Source organism: Bradyrhizobium sp. SZCCHNR1093 (assembly GCF_032381175.1).
Taxonomy (GTDB): domain Bacteria; phylum Pseudomonadota; class Alphaproteobacteria; order Rhizobiales; family Xanthobacteraceae; genus Bradyrhizobium.
Genome location: NZ_JAUHJJ010000003.1, coordinates 1 through 18,410 on the forward strand (window position 1 = coordinate 1; position 18,410 = coordinate 18,410).

Consider the following 18,410-nt stretch of genomic DNA (forward strand, 5'->3'; position numbering starts at 1 on the left):
CCCATGTTGAAGCGCGACACCGCGCCGGCGCCGCTCGCGGTGATCAGCGGGATCACGCCGAGCACCATCGCCGCCGTGGTCATCAGGATCGGACGCAGGCGGACGGTGGCCGCCGCGATGATCGCCTCGGTGCGGTCCTTGCCCTGTTCGCGCAGCTCGTTCGCGACCTCGACCATCAGGATGCCGTGCTTGCTGACGAGGCCCATCAGGGTGACCAAGCCGACCTGGGTGTAGATGTTGATGCTGGCGCCGCCGATGCCGAGGCTGATGAAGATCAGCGCGCCCGCCAGCGACATCGGCACCGACACCAGGATGATGATCGGATCGACGAAGCTGTTGAACAAGGCGGCGAGCGCCAGGAAGATGATGATCAGCGCGAACACGAAGGTGGTGACGAAGCCGCCGGATTCCTGTTCGAGCTGTCGCGACGCGCCGCCATAGTCGATCGAGTAACCCGATGGCAGCGACTTCGCGATCTCCTTCAAGGTGGCGAGCGCGTCGCCCATCGCGATGCCCGGCATCGCCACGCCGGAGATGGTTGCCGCATTGATCTGCTGGAAGTGATTGAGCGACTCGGGGATCGTCTTGCGCTCGAGCCGGGCCACGGTCGACAGCGGCACCATGGCATTGCCGCTGGTGCGGATCGAATAGTCGAGCAACTGACTGTCGGTGAGGCGGTCGTTCTGCCGGACCTGGGGGATCACCTTGTAGGAGCGGCCCTCCAGGCTGAAATAGTCGAGATAATTGCCGCCCAGCATGGTCGCGAGCGCGCCGCCGAGATCGCTCATCTTGAGGCCGAGATCGGCGGCCTTGTCGCGATCGAACACCACGGTGGTCTGCGGCTTGTCGATCTTCAGATCGCTGTCGAGGAAGATGAATCGGCCGCTCGCCAGCGCCTTGGCCATGAAATCGCGCGACACGTCGTTGAGCTCGCCGAACGCGCCGGTGGTGCCGATCACGAACTGGACCGGCAGGCCGTTGCTGCCCGGCAGCGGCGAGGGCTGGAACGCCACCGAGCGGGCGCCGGCGATGCCGTTCAGGAGCTGCTGGAATTCCGGCTGCAGGGTCTTGGTCGTCGCCTTGCGCTGATCCCAGGGCTTGAGAACCCAGCCGCCGATCACCTGTGTCGAGGTATCGATCTGGAACACGGTACGCGTCTCCGGGCGCTGGGCGATCAAGCCATACAGCTGCTGGCCGTAAAACTGGCGCTGCTCGAGCGTGGCCGAGGGCGCCGAATTCGTCAGCGATAGCACGATGCCCTGGTCCTCGTCCGGCGCAAGCTCGCTGGTGGAACTGACATAGAGCCAGGGAATCATCGCGAGCAGCAGCAGCGCGAACACCACCACCACCGGCTTGGTCGCGAACACGCTTTCGAGCCAGCGGCGATAGAAGTGGGCGAGCCGTTCGAGCACATGGTCGATCGTCCTCACCAAACGCGTCTCGAACGTGGTGGCGTCGCGCTCGGTCCGGCGCAGCAGCCAGGCGCAGTTCATCGGCGAGAGCGTCAGCGCGATTACCGCCGAGACGGTGACGGCGCCGGCGAGCGTGAAGGCGAACTCAGTGAACAGGGCCCCGGTCAGGCCGCCCTGGAAGCCGACGGGCACGTAGACCGCGATCAGGACCACGGTCATCGCGATGATCGGGCTCGCCAGCGCCCGCGCCGACTGGATCGCGGCCTCGACCGGCGGCACGCCCTCGTCGATCAGGCGGTGGACGCTTTCCACCACGATGATGGCGTCGTCGACGACCAGGCCGATCGCGAGCACCAGCGCCAGCAAGGTCAGCAGGTTGATGGAGAAGCCCATCAGCAGCATCAGCCCGAAGGTGCCGATCAGCGACAGCGGAATGGCGATCACCGGGATCAGCACCGAGCGCCACGATCCCAGGAACATGAAGACGACGACAATTACGATCCCGATCGCCTCCACTAGCGTATGGATCACCTCGTCGATGGACGAGTTCACGAAATCGGTGGAGTCGTACAGGATCTCGCTGGTGATGCCGTTCGGCAGCTGTCGCTGCAGCTCCGGATAAACAGCCTTCACGCCGTTGATGACGTCGAGCAGGTTCGCCGTTGGCGCCACCTGGATGCCGATGTAGACCGCGGTCTTGCCGTTGAAGCGCGTCGCGCTGTCGTAGTCGTCATTGCCGAGCGTGACATTGGCGACATCGCGCAGGCGGATGATGGCGCCATTGACCTGCTTGACGACGAGATTGCGGTATTGCTCCAGCGAATGCAGATTTGTCGCGGCGGCGAGGTCGACCTGCACGAGGCGGCCCTTAGTGGTGCCGAGCCCGGAGATGTAGTCGTTGCCCGACAGTGCCGTCGACACGTCGGTCGCGGTCAGGCCATAGGCCGCGAGCTTGTCGGGGTCGAGCCAGGCGCGCAGGGCGAATTTCTTGGCGCCGAGCAATTCGGCGGTCTGCACGCCGGAGACCGCCTGCAGCTTCGGCTGCACCACGCGGGTGAGGTAGTCGGTGATCTGGTTCGGCGCCAGCACGTCGCTGGCGAAGCCGATATACATCGAATCGATGGTCTGCCCGACCTTCAAGGTCAGGGTCGGCTGTTGCGTGCCGGTCGGTAGCTGGTTGAGCACCGAGTTCACCTTGGCGTTGATCTCGGTCATCGCCTTGCCGGAATCGTAGTTGAGCCGCAGGTTCACGGTGATGGTGCTGCTGCCGGTGACGCTGGTCGACGTCATGTAGTCGATGCCGTTGGCCTGGGCGATCGCGTTCTCCAGCGGCGTCGTGATGAAGCCGGCGATGATGTCGCTATCGGCACCGGCATAGGCCGTGCTCACCGTGACGATGGCGTTCTGCGTGCGCGGATATTGCAGGATGGCGAGCGTCGTCATCGAGCGCAGGCCGAGCACCAGGATGAGGGCGCTGACCACGAGCGCCAGCACCGGCCGGCGGATGAAGATGTCTGTGAAACGCATGGTGATGACTCTGGTGGGCGCGGGCTGGCCGGATTATTGATCGACGACGTTCGGCGCGGCTTCCGCGACCGGTACGTGTGAGTTGTCGACTCTCACCGGGCTGCCGTTGCGCAGCTTGATCTGTCCCGCGATCACGACCGCCTCGCCCGGCTTGACGCCGTCGGTGATCGCGATCCGGTCGCCCTTGGCCGGCTTGCTCTTGACGAACATCTGCCGCGCCTTGCCCTGGCCGTCCTTGAGATCGTCGACGACGTAGACGAGATCGCCGTAGGGGTTGCTGACGATTGCCGTCAGCGGCAGCGTGACGAGCTGCTCCGGGCTGCCGGTCGCGATCTCGACCTTGGCGAACATGCCAGGCAACAGCCGGGCGGCCTCGTTGTGCAGGGTGGCGCGGACCTGGACGTTGCGGCTGGTGGAATCGACCTTGGCGTTGATCGCCGAGATCTGGCCGGTGAAGCGCTCGGATGGGAAGGCATCCACCGTGATGGCGACGTCCTGGCCGATCCGAATGTCGGCGAGCGACTGCTGCGGCAGATAGAAGTCGACGAAGATGGGATCGAGGCTCTGCAGGGTGACAATGGTGGTGCCGGCGCCGAGATACTGCCCGAGATCGACGGCGCGGATGCCGAGCCGGCCGGCGAAGGGCGCCTTCAGGGTCTTCTGCTCGACGATCGCCTTCTGCTGCGTCACCAGGGCCTGCGCGTTCTTCAGATTGGCGCGGTCGCTGTCGAGCGTGGCCTGGCTGACCGCGTTGAACTTGATCTGCTCCTCGTCGCGCTTGACGACGATGGCATAGTTCTCGGCAGTCGCCTGCAGCGACTGCAGCTTGGCGACGTCGTCGGTCGCGACCAGCTGCAGCAATTGCTGGCCGGCTTCGACGGTGTCGCCCGAATTGAACTGGATGCCCTGCACGATGCCTGCGGCCTGCAGCGCCAGATCGGCGCCGTTGACGGCGCGCAGCGAGCCGACCGCGGTGAGGTTGGAGCGCCATGGTGCGGTCGCCGCAACGACCGTCGAGATCGTCTGCGGCGGGTTGGCCATGGCGCCGATCGCCTTGGCGATCATGATGCCCTTGAATGTCTGAAAGCCGTAGAGGCCGCCGAACAGCACCGCCATGGCGGCCAGCATGATCGTCATGCGTTTCTTCATTACATTGCTTCCTGGGTCGTGCGATTGGGACCGGCGAAGTAGCCGGGATTGACGCGGGGCAGCGCCGCCGGGGTCTCGTCCTGGCGATTCCACCAGCCGCCGCCGAGCGCCTGGAACAGCGCCGCGGTGTCGGTGAAGCGCGTGGCCTGCGACTTGATGCGGGAGACGCGCGCGTTGAGATAGGATTGCTGCGCGTTGATGACGTTGGCGTAGGGCACCGCGCCGCTCTTGAACTGCTCGACCGCCATGGCGAGACTGTCGGCGGTGGCCTTCTCGGCGGCGGCCTGGGCCTTCAGCGCCTCGGCGTCGTACTGGATGGCGCGCAGCGAATCCGCAACGTTCTGGAACGCGGTGATGACCGTGCTCTTGTAGAGCGACAAGTCCTGCTCGAAGGTGGCGACGTCAGCCTCCTTGGTGTGATACAGCGTGCCGCCGTCGATCAGCTTCTGGCTGACGCTCGAGGCCGCATCCCACACGATGGTCGTCGGCGAGAACAGCCGGCCCGGTCCGCTTGCGCCGTAGCTGCCCGACAGCGTCACCTGCGGCAGCAGATTGGCGACGCCGACGCCGACCGTCGCTGTGGCCTGGTGCAACGTAGCCTCGGCCTGCCGGATGTCCGGACGCTGCCGGACGAGCGAGGAGGGCAGTGACACCGGCAGCTTGCGCGGCAGCCGCAGCTCCGCGAGGGTCACATGCTCGCCGCGGTCCTGGCTCGGCAGCCGGCCGAGATAGGCCATCAGTTGATTGCGTTGCTGCGCGAGTTGCTTCTGCAGCGGCGCCAAGGTCGCCTTGGCCTGCGCCAGCGTCGCCTCCTGCGCCAGCACGTCGGATTTGGAGATGGCGCCGACATCAAACTGGTGTTGGATCCGGCCAAGCTGGTCGGTCTCGGCCTTGATGATCTCCTCGGTCGCTGCGATCTGATCGCGCAGCGAGGCGTCGCTGATCGCGGCGGTGACGACATTGGCGGTCAGCGCGAGATGCGTCGCCTCCAGCTTGAACGCCTGGTAGTCGGCCTGCGCCTGCAGCGCCTCGACCTGGCGTCGCGTGCCGCCCCACAGATCGAGCGCGTAGCTGACGCTTACCGACGTGCCATAGAGCGTGTAGAGCGAGGTCTGGCCGGGCCATTGCCCGTTCTGTGTGGTGGAGCCCTGGGTGCGTTCGGCGGATCCGCTCGCGCTCAGCTGCGGAAACAGCGCGCCCTGTTGCGACAGCGCGTTCTCGCGCGCAGCACGCAGCGCCAATTGCGCGGCTTCGATGTCCGGGTGGTTGCGAATCGCTTCCTCGACGAAGGCGTTGATCTGCCGGGAATGAAACAGCGCCCACCAGGTGCCGGGCAGATCGCCTCCGGGTGCGAAGCTCTGCACATTGCCGCCCGGCGTCGAGGCGCTGGCGGTCGCGGCGAGGCGTCGCTCGGCGACGTAACCGGTCGCGACCGGCGCCTCGGGGGAGATGAAGTCCGGGCCGACGGCGCAGGATGCGAGCAGCACGCTGCAGCCAAAAAGGCCGAGCGGGACGGACATCGCGCGGCCTGTCGGGACCCCCCTCAAACGCGCGGGAAACATTCGGACATGATCTGACATAAAACTAAACCGTTTCGTTTTCTATCCGGACCATGCGGGGCAGCACAGACGTAGTCAAGTCACGTTGATGACAGGGCGGTGATGCGCACAGCTTCGTCCTGCGCGGCGCCGGTGCTCGCTTGCACCGGACGGGCGCATCATTTTTGAGGTGAGAGTAGACAACGCGCCGCTTCCATTTCCGCAGCGGTCGGGCAGCGACGTCGTTCTTGTCACAATGATCGAAAAAGGTCTGCCGCCGAGCTCGCGCGGCGCGGGCCGGCCTTTGGCGAAGCAGCGCGCGAGACGGAGTTGGAGGCCGGCTCGCAGCGTCGAGCCGGCTCCGTGGGGCGGTCGCCGCGCGTCAGGACGGCATCGAGGATGCGACCACCGGCTTTGCCGGCACGGTGCGCGCGCGATTCGGGCGCCGCAGCCGGCGCTGCGCCCAGATCAGCACGCCTGTGATCAGCAGTGCGAACAGCGCGATCGAGATCAGCACGTTGGCCGCGCTGCCGATCAGCGACCAGTTGCCTTCGTGCAGCAGGCGCGGCCAGTTGCGCGGCAACGCGGAGAGCCCGTCGGACGTCACAGCATAGGCCCTGAGCTCATCGTCCTCGATGATCCTCGCCATCATCCGCCCGCCGCGATTGCCGATCGAGTTGACCGCCGAAAGGTCGTGGTCCCTGGCGACGATGCTGACGGCGTCAGGCAGCGAGATGCGCTTGGCTGCGGTGGGCGGAGCGCTGCCTGCGAAGGTCAGGCCGAGCTCGAGACAGAGTCCGGTGAGCGGGCTGAGCAGAATCAGAGGCAGCGTGAACCAGGCCGTGCCCTTGTGCCAGCCGGACAGCGTGTTGCGCAGCCGCGGCAGTCCCATCAGGATGCCGATGATCATGATGGTGACCATTGCGATGGTCGAGATCAAGGTGAGGCCGGGGATTCCGATCAGATGCTCGTGGGTCCTGCGCGCCCACAGGAAGACGCTCGCCATCGCGGGCTTCTCGACCGCGGCGCCGGTCGTGATGTCGACCTCGGCGCCCGGCGTACCCTGCAAGGTGAGGTGCTGTGTGGACGCATCGATCGACAGGCCGCGTGCCTTGCCGTCGGGATCATGCTGCTTGATCAGCGCGATCACGCGCGCCGGATCGACGCTCTGCGGCTTGACGGCAGCGACCTGCGCCATCGGCTCGAAGGAGAGGATCAGTCCGGTCACGATGATGACAAGCAGCGGCAGCGCGAAGACGAGGCTGATCCAGCGGTGAAGTTTGAGCAGAAGCTGCTTGTTCATGATCGTCTCCAAGTATTCGCCAAGTGATCGTCGAGTGATCGTCACACACACGAACGACGCGGCGTGACTGTTGTCCGCAGGCGCTCACTCCGTAGTTTCAGATCGTTTCTTGCTGGACGACGCTGCGAGATCAGTCCGCCGCCGTTGCGCTTTCATTAGCCGAGCGCACCACTCATACGAAAGGAGATAACTATTAATTTTAGGTCATGCGCCGTTTGATCGGCGTCAATGCGGCGAAAGCAAATCGGTGTCTATGCAAATGATGTCAATTCACGACTGACGTTTCTCGGTGACCGGCTGAAACGAGATAGCGGCGGCATCTCAGGATGACGCGCTCATCTCGGACTTCAGCGCGTCATTGTGAGAGGCCCTTGGCGATGCGCTTCGCTTCTCACGTCGGTGTCGCACTGATCCGCAGTCTGTCGCTGTCCGATGCGGAGAACACCGCGATCCCCGGCGGCACTGCGCGCCGACGCGTCAGGGCGATTTCCCTGGCGACACAATGCCCTTCAGTCCGGCGCGCTCAGCAGCGGCGCTGACGAGGCCAGACGACTGGATCTCGGCCGTGAAGCTGCGCAGGAAGTCGAGCCCGGCGTCGCGGCCCCTGGGGATCGCGATGGCGTGGCGCTCCTCGCCCCAGCGCCCGTCGAGCACGCGCGATCCTGGCACCTGCTCGGCGATCTCGAACAGCGTCGCCTTGTTGGTGGCGAAGGCATCGATCTGGCGGCTCGTCAGCATGGCGACCGCATCCTTCAAGGTCGGCGCCCGGACCAGCGTCGCGTTCTTCAGCTCGCGCCCGAGCGTCGCATCCGACGTGCTGCCGGTCGTGACGCCGATCTTGCGGCCGCTCGCGTCGACATCGCCGGCGTCGGAAAGCGGGGAGCCGTCGGGCACGAGATACCCAAGCTCGATCTCGAGATAGACAGGACCGAAATCCATCTCCTTTGCGCGCGCCGGCGAAGCATTGGTGAAGGCGACGTCGACCGCGCCGGTCTTGACGGCCTCGAGCACCTCGGCGTTCTTGGCGAACACGACCGGCTCGTAGTCGACATGGAGCTGGCGCGCCATTTCCTTGCCGATGGTGTAGCCGACGCCGCGGGGATTCTCGGTCCCGTCGGGCAGGATCGATGTCGGCGTGCCCGGATAGAGTCCCGCGCGCAGATGTCCGGTCGGCGCGAGAGTGCGTGCCACGTCGACATCAGCGGAATAGCTTCGAACCGGAGCGAGCGTCGCGCACGCGACGAAAGCGACAATGACGGCCTGCCTCAGGATGGTAGCTGCGCAGTCCATCGGTCGCCTCGCTGATATCAGACTGATTCGGTCAGTTCGCTGCCGGCTTCGCCATCGAGCACCTGCTGGAGACGCGTCTTGTCCAGCGCGTTTTCCCACCTTGCGATGACGATGGTGGCGACCGCGTTGCCGATCAAATTCGTCGGCGTCAGCCCCTGCGACATCAACCGGTGAATGCCGAGCACCAGTGCGACGCTGGCGACCGGAATCGTTCCGGTCGCGGCGAGCGTCGCGGCCAGCACGACGAAAGCGGCGCCGGCGATGCCGGCTGCGCCCTTCGACGTCACCAGCAGGATCAGCAGCAGCCCGATCTGGTGGCTGATGTCGAGATGAGTGTTGGTCGCCTGCGCCAGGAACACCGCGGCGGTGGCGAGGTAGAGGCAGGTGCCGTCGAGATTGAACGAGTAGCCGGTGGGGATGACCAGGCCGACGATGCCGCGCTCGCATCCGGCGGCTTCGAGCTTCGCCAGCATGCGCGGCAGCACGGTCTCCGATGACGTGGTGGCGATGCAGACCAGCACCTCATCGCGAATGTAGCGGATCAGCTTCCACAGGCTGAAGCCGGTGAGGGCGGCAATGGGGCCGAGCACGGCGGCGATGAAGATCAGGCAGGTGAGATAGAAGCTGCCGAGCAGCAGGCCGAGCTTGGCCAGCGAGCCCAGGCCGAACTTGCCGACGGTGAAGGCGATGGCGCCGAAGGCGCCGAGCGGGGCCGCCCACATCACGATCCGAACGACACCGAAGATCATCTTGCCGCCGACATCGATCACATCCGTCACCGCCTTGGCGCGGTCGCCGAGCCAGATCAGCGAGAACCCGCACATCACCGAGATGAACAGCACCTGCAGGATGTTGCCTTCCGCAAACGCGCCGACGAAGGTCTGCGGGATGATGTTGAGCAGGAACGGCACGAAGCCGACCGCAGCGGTCTGCTTGACATAGGGCTCGATGGTCGCGGAGTTGATGGTCGCCGGGTCGATGTTCATGCCGACGCCGGGCTGAAACAGGTTCACCGCGGTCAAGCCGATGATCAGCGCCAGCGTCGTGATCGCCTCGAAATAGATCAGCGCCTTGATCGCGACGCGGCCGACCTTGGCCATGTCGGCCATGTGGGCGATGCCGTTGACCACCGTGCAGAAGATGATCGGCGCGATCAGCATCCGGATCGCCTTGATGAAGGCGTCGCCGAGCGGCTGCATCTGGGCGCCGAGATCCGGCTTGACGGCACCGAGCAGGATGCCCGCTGCCATCGCGATCATGACCTGGACCCAAAGCTCCTTCCACCAGCCGCGGCGGGCGCCTGCCTTGCTGTCGGCGGTGAGGGTCGTGGCAGTCATGATCGGTCCTGTCGCTGAAGGGCTCGAAGTTGCAGCTGGCGGTGACTCAGCTCTTGGGCTCGAACTTGAACAGCCGTTCGGGATTGCTGACAAGCAGCTTTCGCTGCATGGCCGGATCCGGGGCGTAGAGCGGGATCAGATCGACCAGATCACCATCATTGGGCATGATCTTGACGTTCGGATGCGGCCAGTCCGTGCCCCAGATGACGCGATCGGGCGCATTCTCGATCAGTTTCCGGGCGAACGGCACGGCGTCGTGGAACGGTGGTCCGGAGGCCGAGGCGCGCTCGGGACCGGTGATCTTGATCCAGCACTTGCCGTCGCTGGCCTGCAGGTCGAGCAGCGCCTTGAACTCGGCGTCATCGATGCCCTTGGCGGCGCTGATCGTGCCCATGTGGTCGATCACATAGGTGACCGGCAGCGCCTTCAGGATCGGCACGAATTCCTGGATTGTCCCGGCCTCGAGATAAATGTCGACGTGCCAGCCGATCGCCGCGACGCGGTCCACCAGGGTGCGGAAGACGTTCATGTCGCCGACGCCGCCGAGGCGGCGGAGGAAGGCGAACCGGCAGGCGCAGATGCCGGCCTTCCCGAGCGCCGTGAGGTCGGCGTCGGACATCGCCGCGTTGATGTTGGCGACGCCTTTGTAGTTGCCGTTGCTCTGCGCGATGGCGTCCGTGACGACGCGATTGTCCGTGCCATGGACGGTGGCGTTGACGATGACGGCGCGTTCGACACCGATTTTGGCGTGCAGCGCCCGGAACATCTCCAGTGACGCATCGGGCGGCGTGTAGGGGCGGGTGGGCGAGAACGGATAGGTCGAGGCCGGCCCGAAGATGTGCGTGTGGGTATCGACGCTGCCGAGCGGCGGCCGGAAGCTCGGGGTCTTCGTCGCCGGATCCGGGCCGGCGATGCTGGGGATCTTGACCTCTTCGGCGGAGAGTTGCGCAGGGACAGCGCCGAGCACGCTCGCCGCTCCCAGTCCGGCCATGGTGGCCAGCAGATCTCGTCTCAACATCAGAGCGTCCTCCTCGGAATGGCCGCGGTCACAGGCAGGCGTTGCCTGCCAGGCTCCGGCATCGTTCGTGTTTGCTATCGTCACGCCACGATGGAGAGATCAGGCGACCTCTCAACATGGCGTCGTGATCATGGCGTGCTTCGGATCCGGAGCCGGCGGACCGCTGTGATCCCAGTTGTTCCTGATCGAGGATCTTGCAGCCTCTGCAGCATGACAAGAAGCATTGGGTGAACGGTCAGTTCGCTTGGTTGGACAATGCTCTGCAGTCCTACTGCCAACGTTGCTGAGACCCTCCGTTCGAGCTGCGTTGCAGCGCGACTGGGCGAGATGGGCTGCTCTTCAACCAGTCTGCGAGAAGGCAGCCCGAGCGCGCCGATCCGCGGAATTGTTCGTGCGACGGAAAGGTGAGTTGCGTCAACGCCATGGCGTGCGTTTTGGTCATGCGCCGGCGGCTTCGAGCGCCGTTGTGGAGACCGCATGCGCAATGCTATGCGACAGCAAAGAGGGGCGCGCGGGGCACCGAGACGCTGCGCGGCTGTCAGTTCACAACGGTATCGGGCAAAGGAAACACCATGGTCGACGCGCTCATCATCGATGCCTGCAGAACGCCGCGCGGTATTGGCAAGGCCGGCAAGGGCGCGCTCGCAGGACTGCACCCGCAGCATCTCGGCGCCACCGTGCTGCGCGCGCTGGCCGATCGCACCGGCATCAACACCGGCGACGTCGAGGACGTCATCTGGGGCTGCTCGTCGCAGCGCGGGCCGCAGAGCGGTGATCTCGGCCGCATGTCGGCGCTCGACGCCGGCTACGACATCCGCGCCTCGGGCGTCACGCTCGATCGCTTCTGCGGCTCCGGCATCACCAGCGTCAACATCGCAGCAAGCTCGATCATGGCCGGGCAGGAGGACCTCGTCGTCGCCGGCGGCTGCGAGATGATGTCGATGGACGGCCGGCGCGGCGAGGGGCCGCTGATGATGGACGCCGGCAATCTGCATCTGCGCGCGCTGCATCCGCAGTCGCACCAGGGCGTCTGTGCCGACGCCATTGCCACCATGGAAGGCATCACCCGCGCCGACGTCGACGCGCTCGGGCTGGAGAGCCAGAAGCGCGCGGCGGCTGCGATCGCTGCCGGCCATTTCAAGAAGAGCCTGGTGCCGGTGCATCGCGAGGACGGCAGCCTCGCGCTCGACCACGAGGAATACCCCCGGCCGCAGACCACGGCCGAGGCGCTGGCCGGGCTGAAGCCGGCGTTTCCGGCGATCGCCGACTACGCGCTGGACGAGAAGGGCACGACCTATCGCAACCTGATCCTGCAGCGCTATCCCGGCCTCGAGATCGATTTCATGCATCACGCCGGCAATTCCTCCGGCGTCGTCGACGGTGCGGCGGCGATCCTGCTGGCGTCGCCGTCCTATGCCAAGGCCCATGGCCTGAAGCCGCGGGCACGCGTCGTGGCGATGGCCAATATGGGCGATGACCCGACCCTGATGCTGAACGCCCCGGTGCCGGCGACGCGCAAGGTGCTGGCCAAGGCCGGGCTCAAGCTTGATGACATCGACCTGTTCGAGATCAACGAGGCGTTCGCCGTCGTCGCCGAGAAGTACATCCGCGACCTCGAGCTCGACCGCGCCAAGGTCAATGTGAACGGCGGCTCGATCGCGCTGGGACATCCGATCGGCGCCACCGGTTCCATCCTGATCGGGACGCTGCTCGACGAGCTCGAGCGGCGCGATCTCAAGCGCGGCCTGGTCACGATGTGCGCGGCCGGCGGCATGGCACCCGCGATCATCATCGAGCGGGTCTGAACGGTACATCTCCTCGATCTGAGGTGCGCGCCCGCTGCGGAGTCTCCCGTGGCGGGCGCCGTCGTTTTGCACCTGGGCCGCTTGTGACCTCGGCGGTGCCGCGCGGTTGGGGCGTAGGATCGCGCGAGCCGTGGCGGTTCCACTTTCCGGACCAGTCAACCACGTTTCGACCGGAAAGGAATTCGCGCTTGTTCCGCTAATTGCGACGGGTTATTGCCACGGCGAGGCCTCATCTTAGAAGAAACGGCTCTCCGTGCTGTCGACGCTGTCGCATATCATCGATCGCAAAGCTTCGAACCGGGTGGTCACGCGGCTGCGGGCACTGCTGCGCAGCAATGAGTTCTACCTGATACCGTTGGCCCTGGTGATCGGCGTTGCGACGGGTGCGATCGTGACGGTGATGAGCCTGATCGCGCAAGTCGCGCATGTGGTCATTTACGGCATCCCGATCGATGTCCGGCTCAGCGCTCATACCTGGGTCAACCCGGTGGTCGCCCTGATCGCGCCCGCCTGCGGCGGCCTTGCGCTCGGCATCATGGAATGGCTGCGGCGGCGCTGGAAGATCGCGGCCGCGGTCGACCCCGTCGAGGCCAATGCGCTGCGCGGCGGACGGCTGTCGATGCGCGACAGCATCGTGGTGAGCGGCCAGACCCTGGTCTCCAACGGCTCCGGCGCGTCGGTCGGGCTCGAGGCCGGCTACACCCAGATCGGCGCCGGCGTCGCCTCGCTGCTTGGGCAGTATCTCACGCTCCGCCGCAACGATATGCGCCTCATTCTCGGCTGCGGTGCGGCCGCCGCCATTGCGGCCGCCTTCGGCGCGCCGATCACGGGGGCGTTCTATGCCTGTGAGCTGATCGTCGGCGTCTACTCCGTCGGCAGCGCGGCGCCGATCCTGGCGGCCTCGCTGGCGGGTGCGCTGACCTCGCAATATCTCGCCGGCGCGCCGTATTCGCTGGAGGTCGCCAAGGTCGGCGCGGTCGGCTTCGAGCAATACATCGCGCTGTTCGTGCTGGCGCTCCTCGTCGCCGGCATCGGCATCGTGGTGATGCGTGCCTCGCCGACGGTCGAGCGGCTGTTCGTCCGCATTCCGGTGTGGCTGCGCCCGGTGATCGGCGGGGTCTGTGTCGGCGCCATGGCGATCGTGACGCCGCAGGTGCTGGCGGCAGGCCACGGCGCAATGCTGCTCGACCTGCATCGCGAGATGGCGGTCGGCATGATCGCCACCATCATCGTGCTCAAGCTCGCCGCCTGCCTGATCTCGCTGGCCTCGGGCTTCCGCGGCGGTCTGTTCTTCGCCTCGCTGTTCGTCGGCAGTCTGCTCGGCAAGCTGTTTGCGGGCCTGCTCGCGCTGGCCGGCCTCGGGCTCGCGATCGACCCGCTGGTGGCGATGCTTACCGGCATGGCGACGCTCGGTGTCGCCATCGTCGGCGGACCGCTGACGATGTCGTTCCTGGTGCTGGAAATGACCCGCAGCGTCGACGTCACCGCCGTTGTGCTGGCCGCCTGCATCGTGACCTCGGTGTGCGTCCGCGTCCTGTTCGGCCACTCGTTCTCGACCTGGCGCCTGCATCTGCGCGGCGAGACCATCCGCAGCGCCAACGATGTCGGCTGGCTGCGCAACCTCACGGTCGAGCGGCTGATGCGCTCCGACGTCGGGAAGGTGCCGACCACGACGAGCATCGCGGCCTGCCGGCGCGAGTTCGCGCTGGGCACGCGCCAGGCCGTGGTGGTGGTGAACAACAGCGACGATTATTGCGGGCTGGTCTCCTTGCCCGATTTGTTCTCGGGCGAATTGGATTCCATTGCCGACGAGATCCAGGTGGTCGAGCTCGCGAAATATTTCGATGTCGCGCTGTTGCCCGAAATGAACGTCAAGACGGCGATGAAGATCTTCGACGATTCCGGCGCCGAGGTGCTGGCCGTGCTGGAGTCGGAGAACAGCCGCAAGGTGATCGGCTTCCTGACCGAGTCCTTCGCGCGCCGCCGCTATGTCGAGGAGATCGACCAGGCGACGCGCGGCGTGCTCGGGGCGCTGTCGTGACCGCGTCCCATCGCCGCGGCGCGTGATCCCTGGGCCGGCACCAGGGCAGGCTGACGGCCGATCGAGACGCGTGAGGACTGCATGACGAGACGGATGAGCACGGCTATCGTGGCCGCCTTGAGCGCGCTGGTGACGGCTGCGGCGACAGCACAGCCCGCGGTGCTCAAAGGCAAGGACGCGTTCGGCAGCTGGCAGGGCGATGCACCGGGCACGATCAGGCTGATCCGTCCCGAAGACCTGCCCAAACCGGGTGCGACGGCGTCCGCAGCCAACGTCTCCCGCGTGGTGCAACGACCGGCCTCCGCCGTGCCGAAGGTCATCGACGGTTTCAAGATCGCGCTGTTCGCCGAGGGGCTGAGCGGGCCGCGCATCATCCGCACCGCGCCGAATGGTGACATCTTCGTCGCCGAGACCCGGGCAGGACGCGTCCGCGTGCTGCGCCCAAGCGAGGACGGCAGCAAGGTCGCGTCGAGCGAGATCTTCGCCGGCCGGCTCGGCCATCCCTTCGGCATTGCGTTCTATCCGAGTGCCGATCCGCAATGGGTCTATGTCGCGAGCACCGAGCGCGTCATGCGCTTTCCCTATCGTGCCGGCGACATGAAGGCGCATGGGCCGCTGCAGGTCGTCGTGCCCGATCTGCCGGCCGGCTACGGCCATTCGACCCGCGATGTTGTCTTCACCAGGGACGACAAGCGCATGCTGGTGTCGGTCGGCTCCGTCGGCAATGTCGGCGAGGCGCTGGGAGAGCCTGCCGGCGGAATCAGTGCCTGGATCAAGGCGCATCCGCTCGGCGCGGCCTGGGGCGGGGAGACCGATCGCGCCGGCGTGCTCGCGTTCGATCCCGACGGCAACAACCGCAGCCTGTTCGCCACCGGCATCCGCAACTGCGTCGGCCTCGCCATCCAGCCCGCGACCGGAACGCCGTGGTGCTCGACCAACGAACGCGACGGGCTCGGCGACGATCTGGTGCCGGACTACGTCACGCGGGTGAAGGAGGGCGGCTTCTATGGCTGGCCCTGGTACTACATCGGCGACAACCCCGACCCGCGCCATGCCGGCGAGCGCCCGGACCTCAAGGGCAGGATCACTGTGCCCGACGTGCTGCTGCAGCCGCATTCGGCCTCGCTCGGTCTGACGTTCTACGACGAAAATCTGTTCCCGCCGGACTATCACGGCGACGCCTTCGCGGCCGAGCACGGCTCGTGGAACCGCTCCAAGCGCACCGGCTACAAGGTGATCCGGGTCAGGCTCAAGGACGGCGTGCCCACCGGCGAATACGAGGATTTCGTCACCGGCTTCGTCCTCAATGACCGCGAGATCTGGGGTCGGCCGGTCGGCGTCACCGTGGCGCGCGACGGCAGCCTTCTCATTTCCGAGGACGGCAATGGCACGATCTGGCGCGTGAGCCGCTGAGCGCCGCACCACCACCTGTGACTCACTTCTTCGGCGCGCGGCAGTTGAAGGCGCGGCGGAAGCCGGCGGCGCGGGCGTCGTCCTCGGAGCAGAACCAGCGATCGGGCTCGGTGGTCGCGGGATAGCTCGGGCAGCCCTGCAGATGATAGATGCCGATGTTGCCGGTGACGCGCGCGCGCACCGCGAACTTGCCCTTGATGCTGCAGCCCGGCGGCGCGCTCGGCGCGTCCGGGAACAGCACGGCACGGATCTCGCGGTCGCGGTCGGTGCGGCAGGCGGCGCCAAGCAGGGCGCCGTCCTTCTTGTCGGTGCGGAACTCGGCCGGCGCGACGAAGCAGCCCTTCCAGAGTCCGCGCAGCGCCTCCTTGGCCGCGGCGACATCGTCCTTGACCCGCGCCTTCGCGGCCGGGTCGGCGCCGACGGCGAAACCTGCGCGCGCCATTTGCTGGTTGAGGCTGACCCTGTCGCCGTCGACGGTGCAGAGGCCGATCCTGCGGGTCTTGAGCGGCTTGTCCGGACCGAGATCGTCGCAGCGCACCGCGCGGCCGCCGATCAGCTTGCCGAGCTGCTCGCGCGCCTCGACGCCACAGCTCCAGGAATCGGCGTGATCGTCGATGCAGAGCTGGTCGACCTCCGGCGCATCGATGCCGTCGAGCCGGAACACCGTGTCGCCGAGCTGGATCGTGTCGCCGCTGCGCACCGTGGCGCTTGCGGCCAGCGACCCGCCGGTCATGCCGGCTCCCAGCACTATGGCCCCACACAACGACAACAGCCGGTCTCGCAGCCGCATGCTTCCTCCCGCAATCACATTCATCAAATACCCGGCCGAAGTCCTATCACAGCGCGCGTGAGTCTCGCCAAGGGCGGCGCGGAACGGTGCCGCCGGACGGCCACCTTGCGCGGGGGGCGGCTGCTACCCATCTGACCGGGCGAAGGAAATCTTGCCATGTTGGACTTTACCTCCGATCTCGCCGGCGATGCGCTGTCGCCGGCGCGTGCGTCTGACCCTGCGCCGGCCGATGACCGCGCGCTGCTCGACGCCTATTCCAATGCCGTCATCGATGTCACCGAGCGCGTCGGTCCTGCGGTCGTGCGTGTCGAAACCGGCCCCAAGGCTGGGGCGACCGCCGGCTCCCGCGGCGGGCTCGGCTCGGGCATCGTGATCTCGCCCGACGGCCTCGTGCTGACCAATAGCCATGTGGTCGGCTCCTCCAAGAGCATCCGGCTGCGCGACGTCGAGGGCATCGTCACCGATGCGCAGGTGCTCGGCGTCGATCCCGACACCGATTTGGCGCTGCTGCGCGCCAATCACGCGCGCGACCTGCGCTACGCCGCGCTCGGCAATTCCAAGAGCCTGCGCCGCGGCCAGCTCGTGGTCGCGATCGGCAACCCGCTCGGGTTCGAATCGACGGTCACCGCCGGCGTCGTCTCGGCGCTGGGGCGCTCGATCCGCTCGGTGTCGGGCCGCATGATCGAGGACGTCATCCAGACCGACGCCGCGCTCAACCCCGGCAATTCCGGCGGCGCGCTGGTGTCGTCGGCCGCCGAGGTGATCGGCATCAACACCGCCATCATCCAGGGCGCGCAGGGCATCTGCTTTGCGGTCGCGAGCAACACCGCCCAGTTCGTGCTGTCGGAGATTATCCGCCACGGCTATGTCCGCCGCGCCTATATCGGCGTGTCCGGGCAGACCGCGCCGGTGCCGCGGCGACATGCGTTGCTCGCCGGTGTCGAGAACAAGATGGGCGCGCTGTTGATGCAGATCGAGCCGGACGGGCCCGCGGCCCGCGCCGGCCTGCTGCCGGGCGACGTCGTGATCAGGCTCGACGGCGTCGACATCAACGGCGTCGACGACCTGATCCGCGTGCTCGACCGCGACCGCATCGGCCGTACCATCGCGATGGACGTGCTGCGGCTGGGACGGCTGCGCGGCATCGACATCGATCCGGTGGAGCGCAAGCCGGTGGCAAGGCAGGCGTCTTAGCATTGCATTCGTGAGATGCTGAGCTGCAGCCACGACCACAGCTGTCGCCCCGGCGAACGCCGGGACACATAACCCCAGGGAGCAGTTTGAGGCAGGTGCGTCGTGAGCACCTCGCGCCACACGTCCGCCGCGGCGTATGGGTCCCGGGTCGGCGCCGCGCCGCGCTGTCGCGCGTCACGGCTTGCCCGGGACGACAGCGGTGGGTGGGTCGGATATACGCTTCAAACAGCGATTGGTATAAGGTCTCGTTCCCGCGGCGCGTCGCGCCCGAGTTCTGCGATCAGTTCGGTCCCTCCTGATAGTGCAGAGGGCGCAGGGAATGCCGGGTGAAGGCCTCACCCATGGCCCGCCTGCTGAAAAAATGCAGGCGGCAGGTACCCCAGGTGCTGCCGTAGCCGGCATTCCCTGCGCGATGGTCTTCACGCTTATACGCAGTCTCCCTGGTGCGCCGGGCTTGTTGGCCACCATTCGCGACAACGCTTGCGCATTGCGCGGGACACCAGCATCGGGGTGTCAGGACGCTGCGACTTCACGTCCGCAAGCGATCGTTCGTCCGCGCATCCGAAGACACACTGCGATCTCTCGCGGCCATC

The 18,410-nt window shown here is 66.4% G+C and carries 12 protein-coding genes; 4 read left to right on the forward strand and 8 right to left on the reverse strand.

Annotated elements, in window-relative coordinates; translation table 11 throughout:
- From QX070_RS11145 to QX070_RS11175, 7 genes are all read right to left on the reverse strand, one after another.
- Window positions 1-2,939, reverse strand: a 2,939-nt coding sequence (locus tag QX070_RS11145; RefSeq protein ID WP_315737104.1) for an efflux RND transporter permease subunit, incomplete at its 3' end; no start/stop codon positions are given.
- A gap of 33 nt (window positions 2,940-2,972) precedes the next feature.
- Window positions 2,973-4,088: an efflux RND transporter periplasmic adaptor subunit gene (locus QX070_RS11150; RefSeq protein WP_315737106.1), complete on the reverse strand. Its 1,116-nt coding sequence runs from the start codon at window positions 4,086-4,088 to the stop codon at window positions 2,973-2,975.
- Window positions 4,088-5,608: an efflux transporter outer membrane subunit gene (locus tag QX070_RS11155; RefSeq protein ID WP_315737107.1), complete on the reverse strand. Its 1,521-nt coding sequence runs from the start codon at window positions 5,606-5,608 to the stop codon at window positions 4,088-4,090. The genes QX070_RS11150 and QX070_RS11155 overlap by 1 nt, the downstream gene beginning before the upstream one ends.
- 400 nt (window positions 5,609-6,008) lie before the next feature.
- Window positions 6,009-6,929 carry a PepSY-associated TM helix domain-containing protein gene (locus QX070_RS11160; RefSeq protein ID WP_315737108.1) on the reverse strand — a complete coding sequence of 307 codons (921 nt, stop codon included), beginning with the start codon at window positions 6,927-6,929 and terminating at the stop codon, window positions 6,009-6,011.
- Between the two features lie 477 nt (window positions 6,930-7,406).
- Window positions 7,407-8,120, reverse strand: a complete 714-nt coding sequence (locus tag QX070_RS11165; protein WP_315737110.1) for an ABC transporter substrate-binding protein — start codon at window positions 8,118-8,120, stop codon at window positions 7,407-7,409.
- Between the two features lie 116 nt (window positions 8,121-8,236).
- Window positions 8,237-9,556, reverse strand: a complete 1,320-nt coding sequence (gene dctA, locus QX070_RS11170) for a C4-dicarboxylate transporter DctA (protein WP_315737112.1) — start codon at window positions 9,554-9,556, stop codon at window positions 8,237-8,239.
- 46 nt (window positions 9,557-9,602) lie between these two features.
- On the reverse strand, window positions 9,603-10,574 hold the full coding sequence (locus tag QX070_RS11175) for an amidohydrolase family protein (protein WP_315737114.1): 972 nt from the start codon (window positions 10,572-10,574) through the stop codon (window positions 9,603-9,605).
- 572 nt (window positions 10,575-11,146) lie between these two features.
- Here QX070_RS11175 and QX070_RS11180 point away from each other — a divergent pair.
- The 3 genes from QX070_RS11180 (at window position 11,147) to QX070_RS11190 (ending at window position 15,833) form a co-directional block, all read left to right on the forward strand.
- Complete coding sequence (locus QX070_RS11180) at window positions 11,147-12,379, forward strand: acetyl-CoA C-acetyltransferase (protein WP_315737116.1); 1,233 nt, start codon at window positions 11,147-11,149, stop codon at window positions 12,377-12,379.
- A 253-nt stretch (window positions 12,380-12,632) separates the two neighbouring features.
- Entirely contained in the window at window positions 12,633-14,420 is a 1,788-nt protein-coding gene (locus QX070_RS11185) for a chloride channel protein (RefSeq protein ID WP_315737118.1), read from the forward strand.
- Between the two features lie 81 nt (window positions 14,421-14,501).
- A complete protein-coding gene (locus tag QX070_RS11190) occupies window positions 14,502-15,833 on the forward strand; it encodes a PQQ-dependent sugar dehydrogenase (RefSeq protein ID WP_315737120.1) in 1,332 nt (443 codons plus the stop codon).
- Between the two features lie 22 nt (window positions 15,834-15,855).
- Here QX070_RS11190 and QX070_RS11195 read toward each other — a convergent pair whose 3' ends face one another.
- Window positions 15,856-16,623: a thermonuclease family protein gene (locus tag QX070_RS11195; RefSeq protein WP_409999161.1), complete on the reverse strand. Its 768-nt coding sequence runs from the start codon at window positions 16,621-16,623 to the stop codon at window positions 15,856-15,858.
- A 156-nt stretch (window positions 16,624-16,779) separates the two neighbouring features.
- Here QX070_RS11195 and QX070_RS11200 point away from each other — a divergent pair, with 156 nt between their 5' ends.
- Entirely contained in the window at window positions 16,780-17,817 is a 1,038-nt protein-coding gene (locus QX070_RS11200; protein ID WP_315737123.1) for a S1C family serine protease, read from the forward strand.
- Window positions 17,818-18,410: the final 593 nt, after the last annotated feature.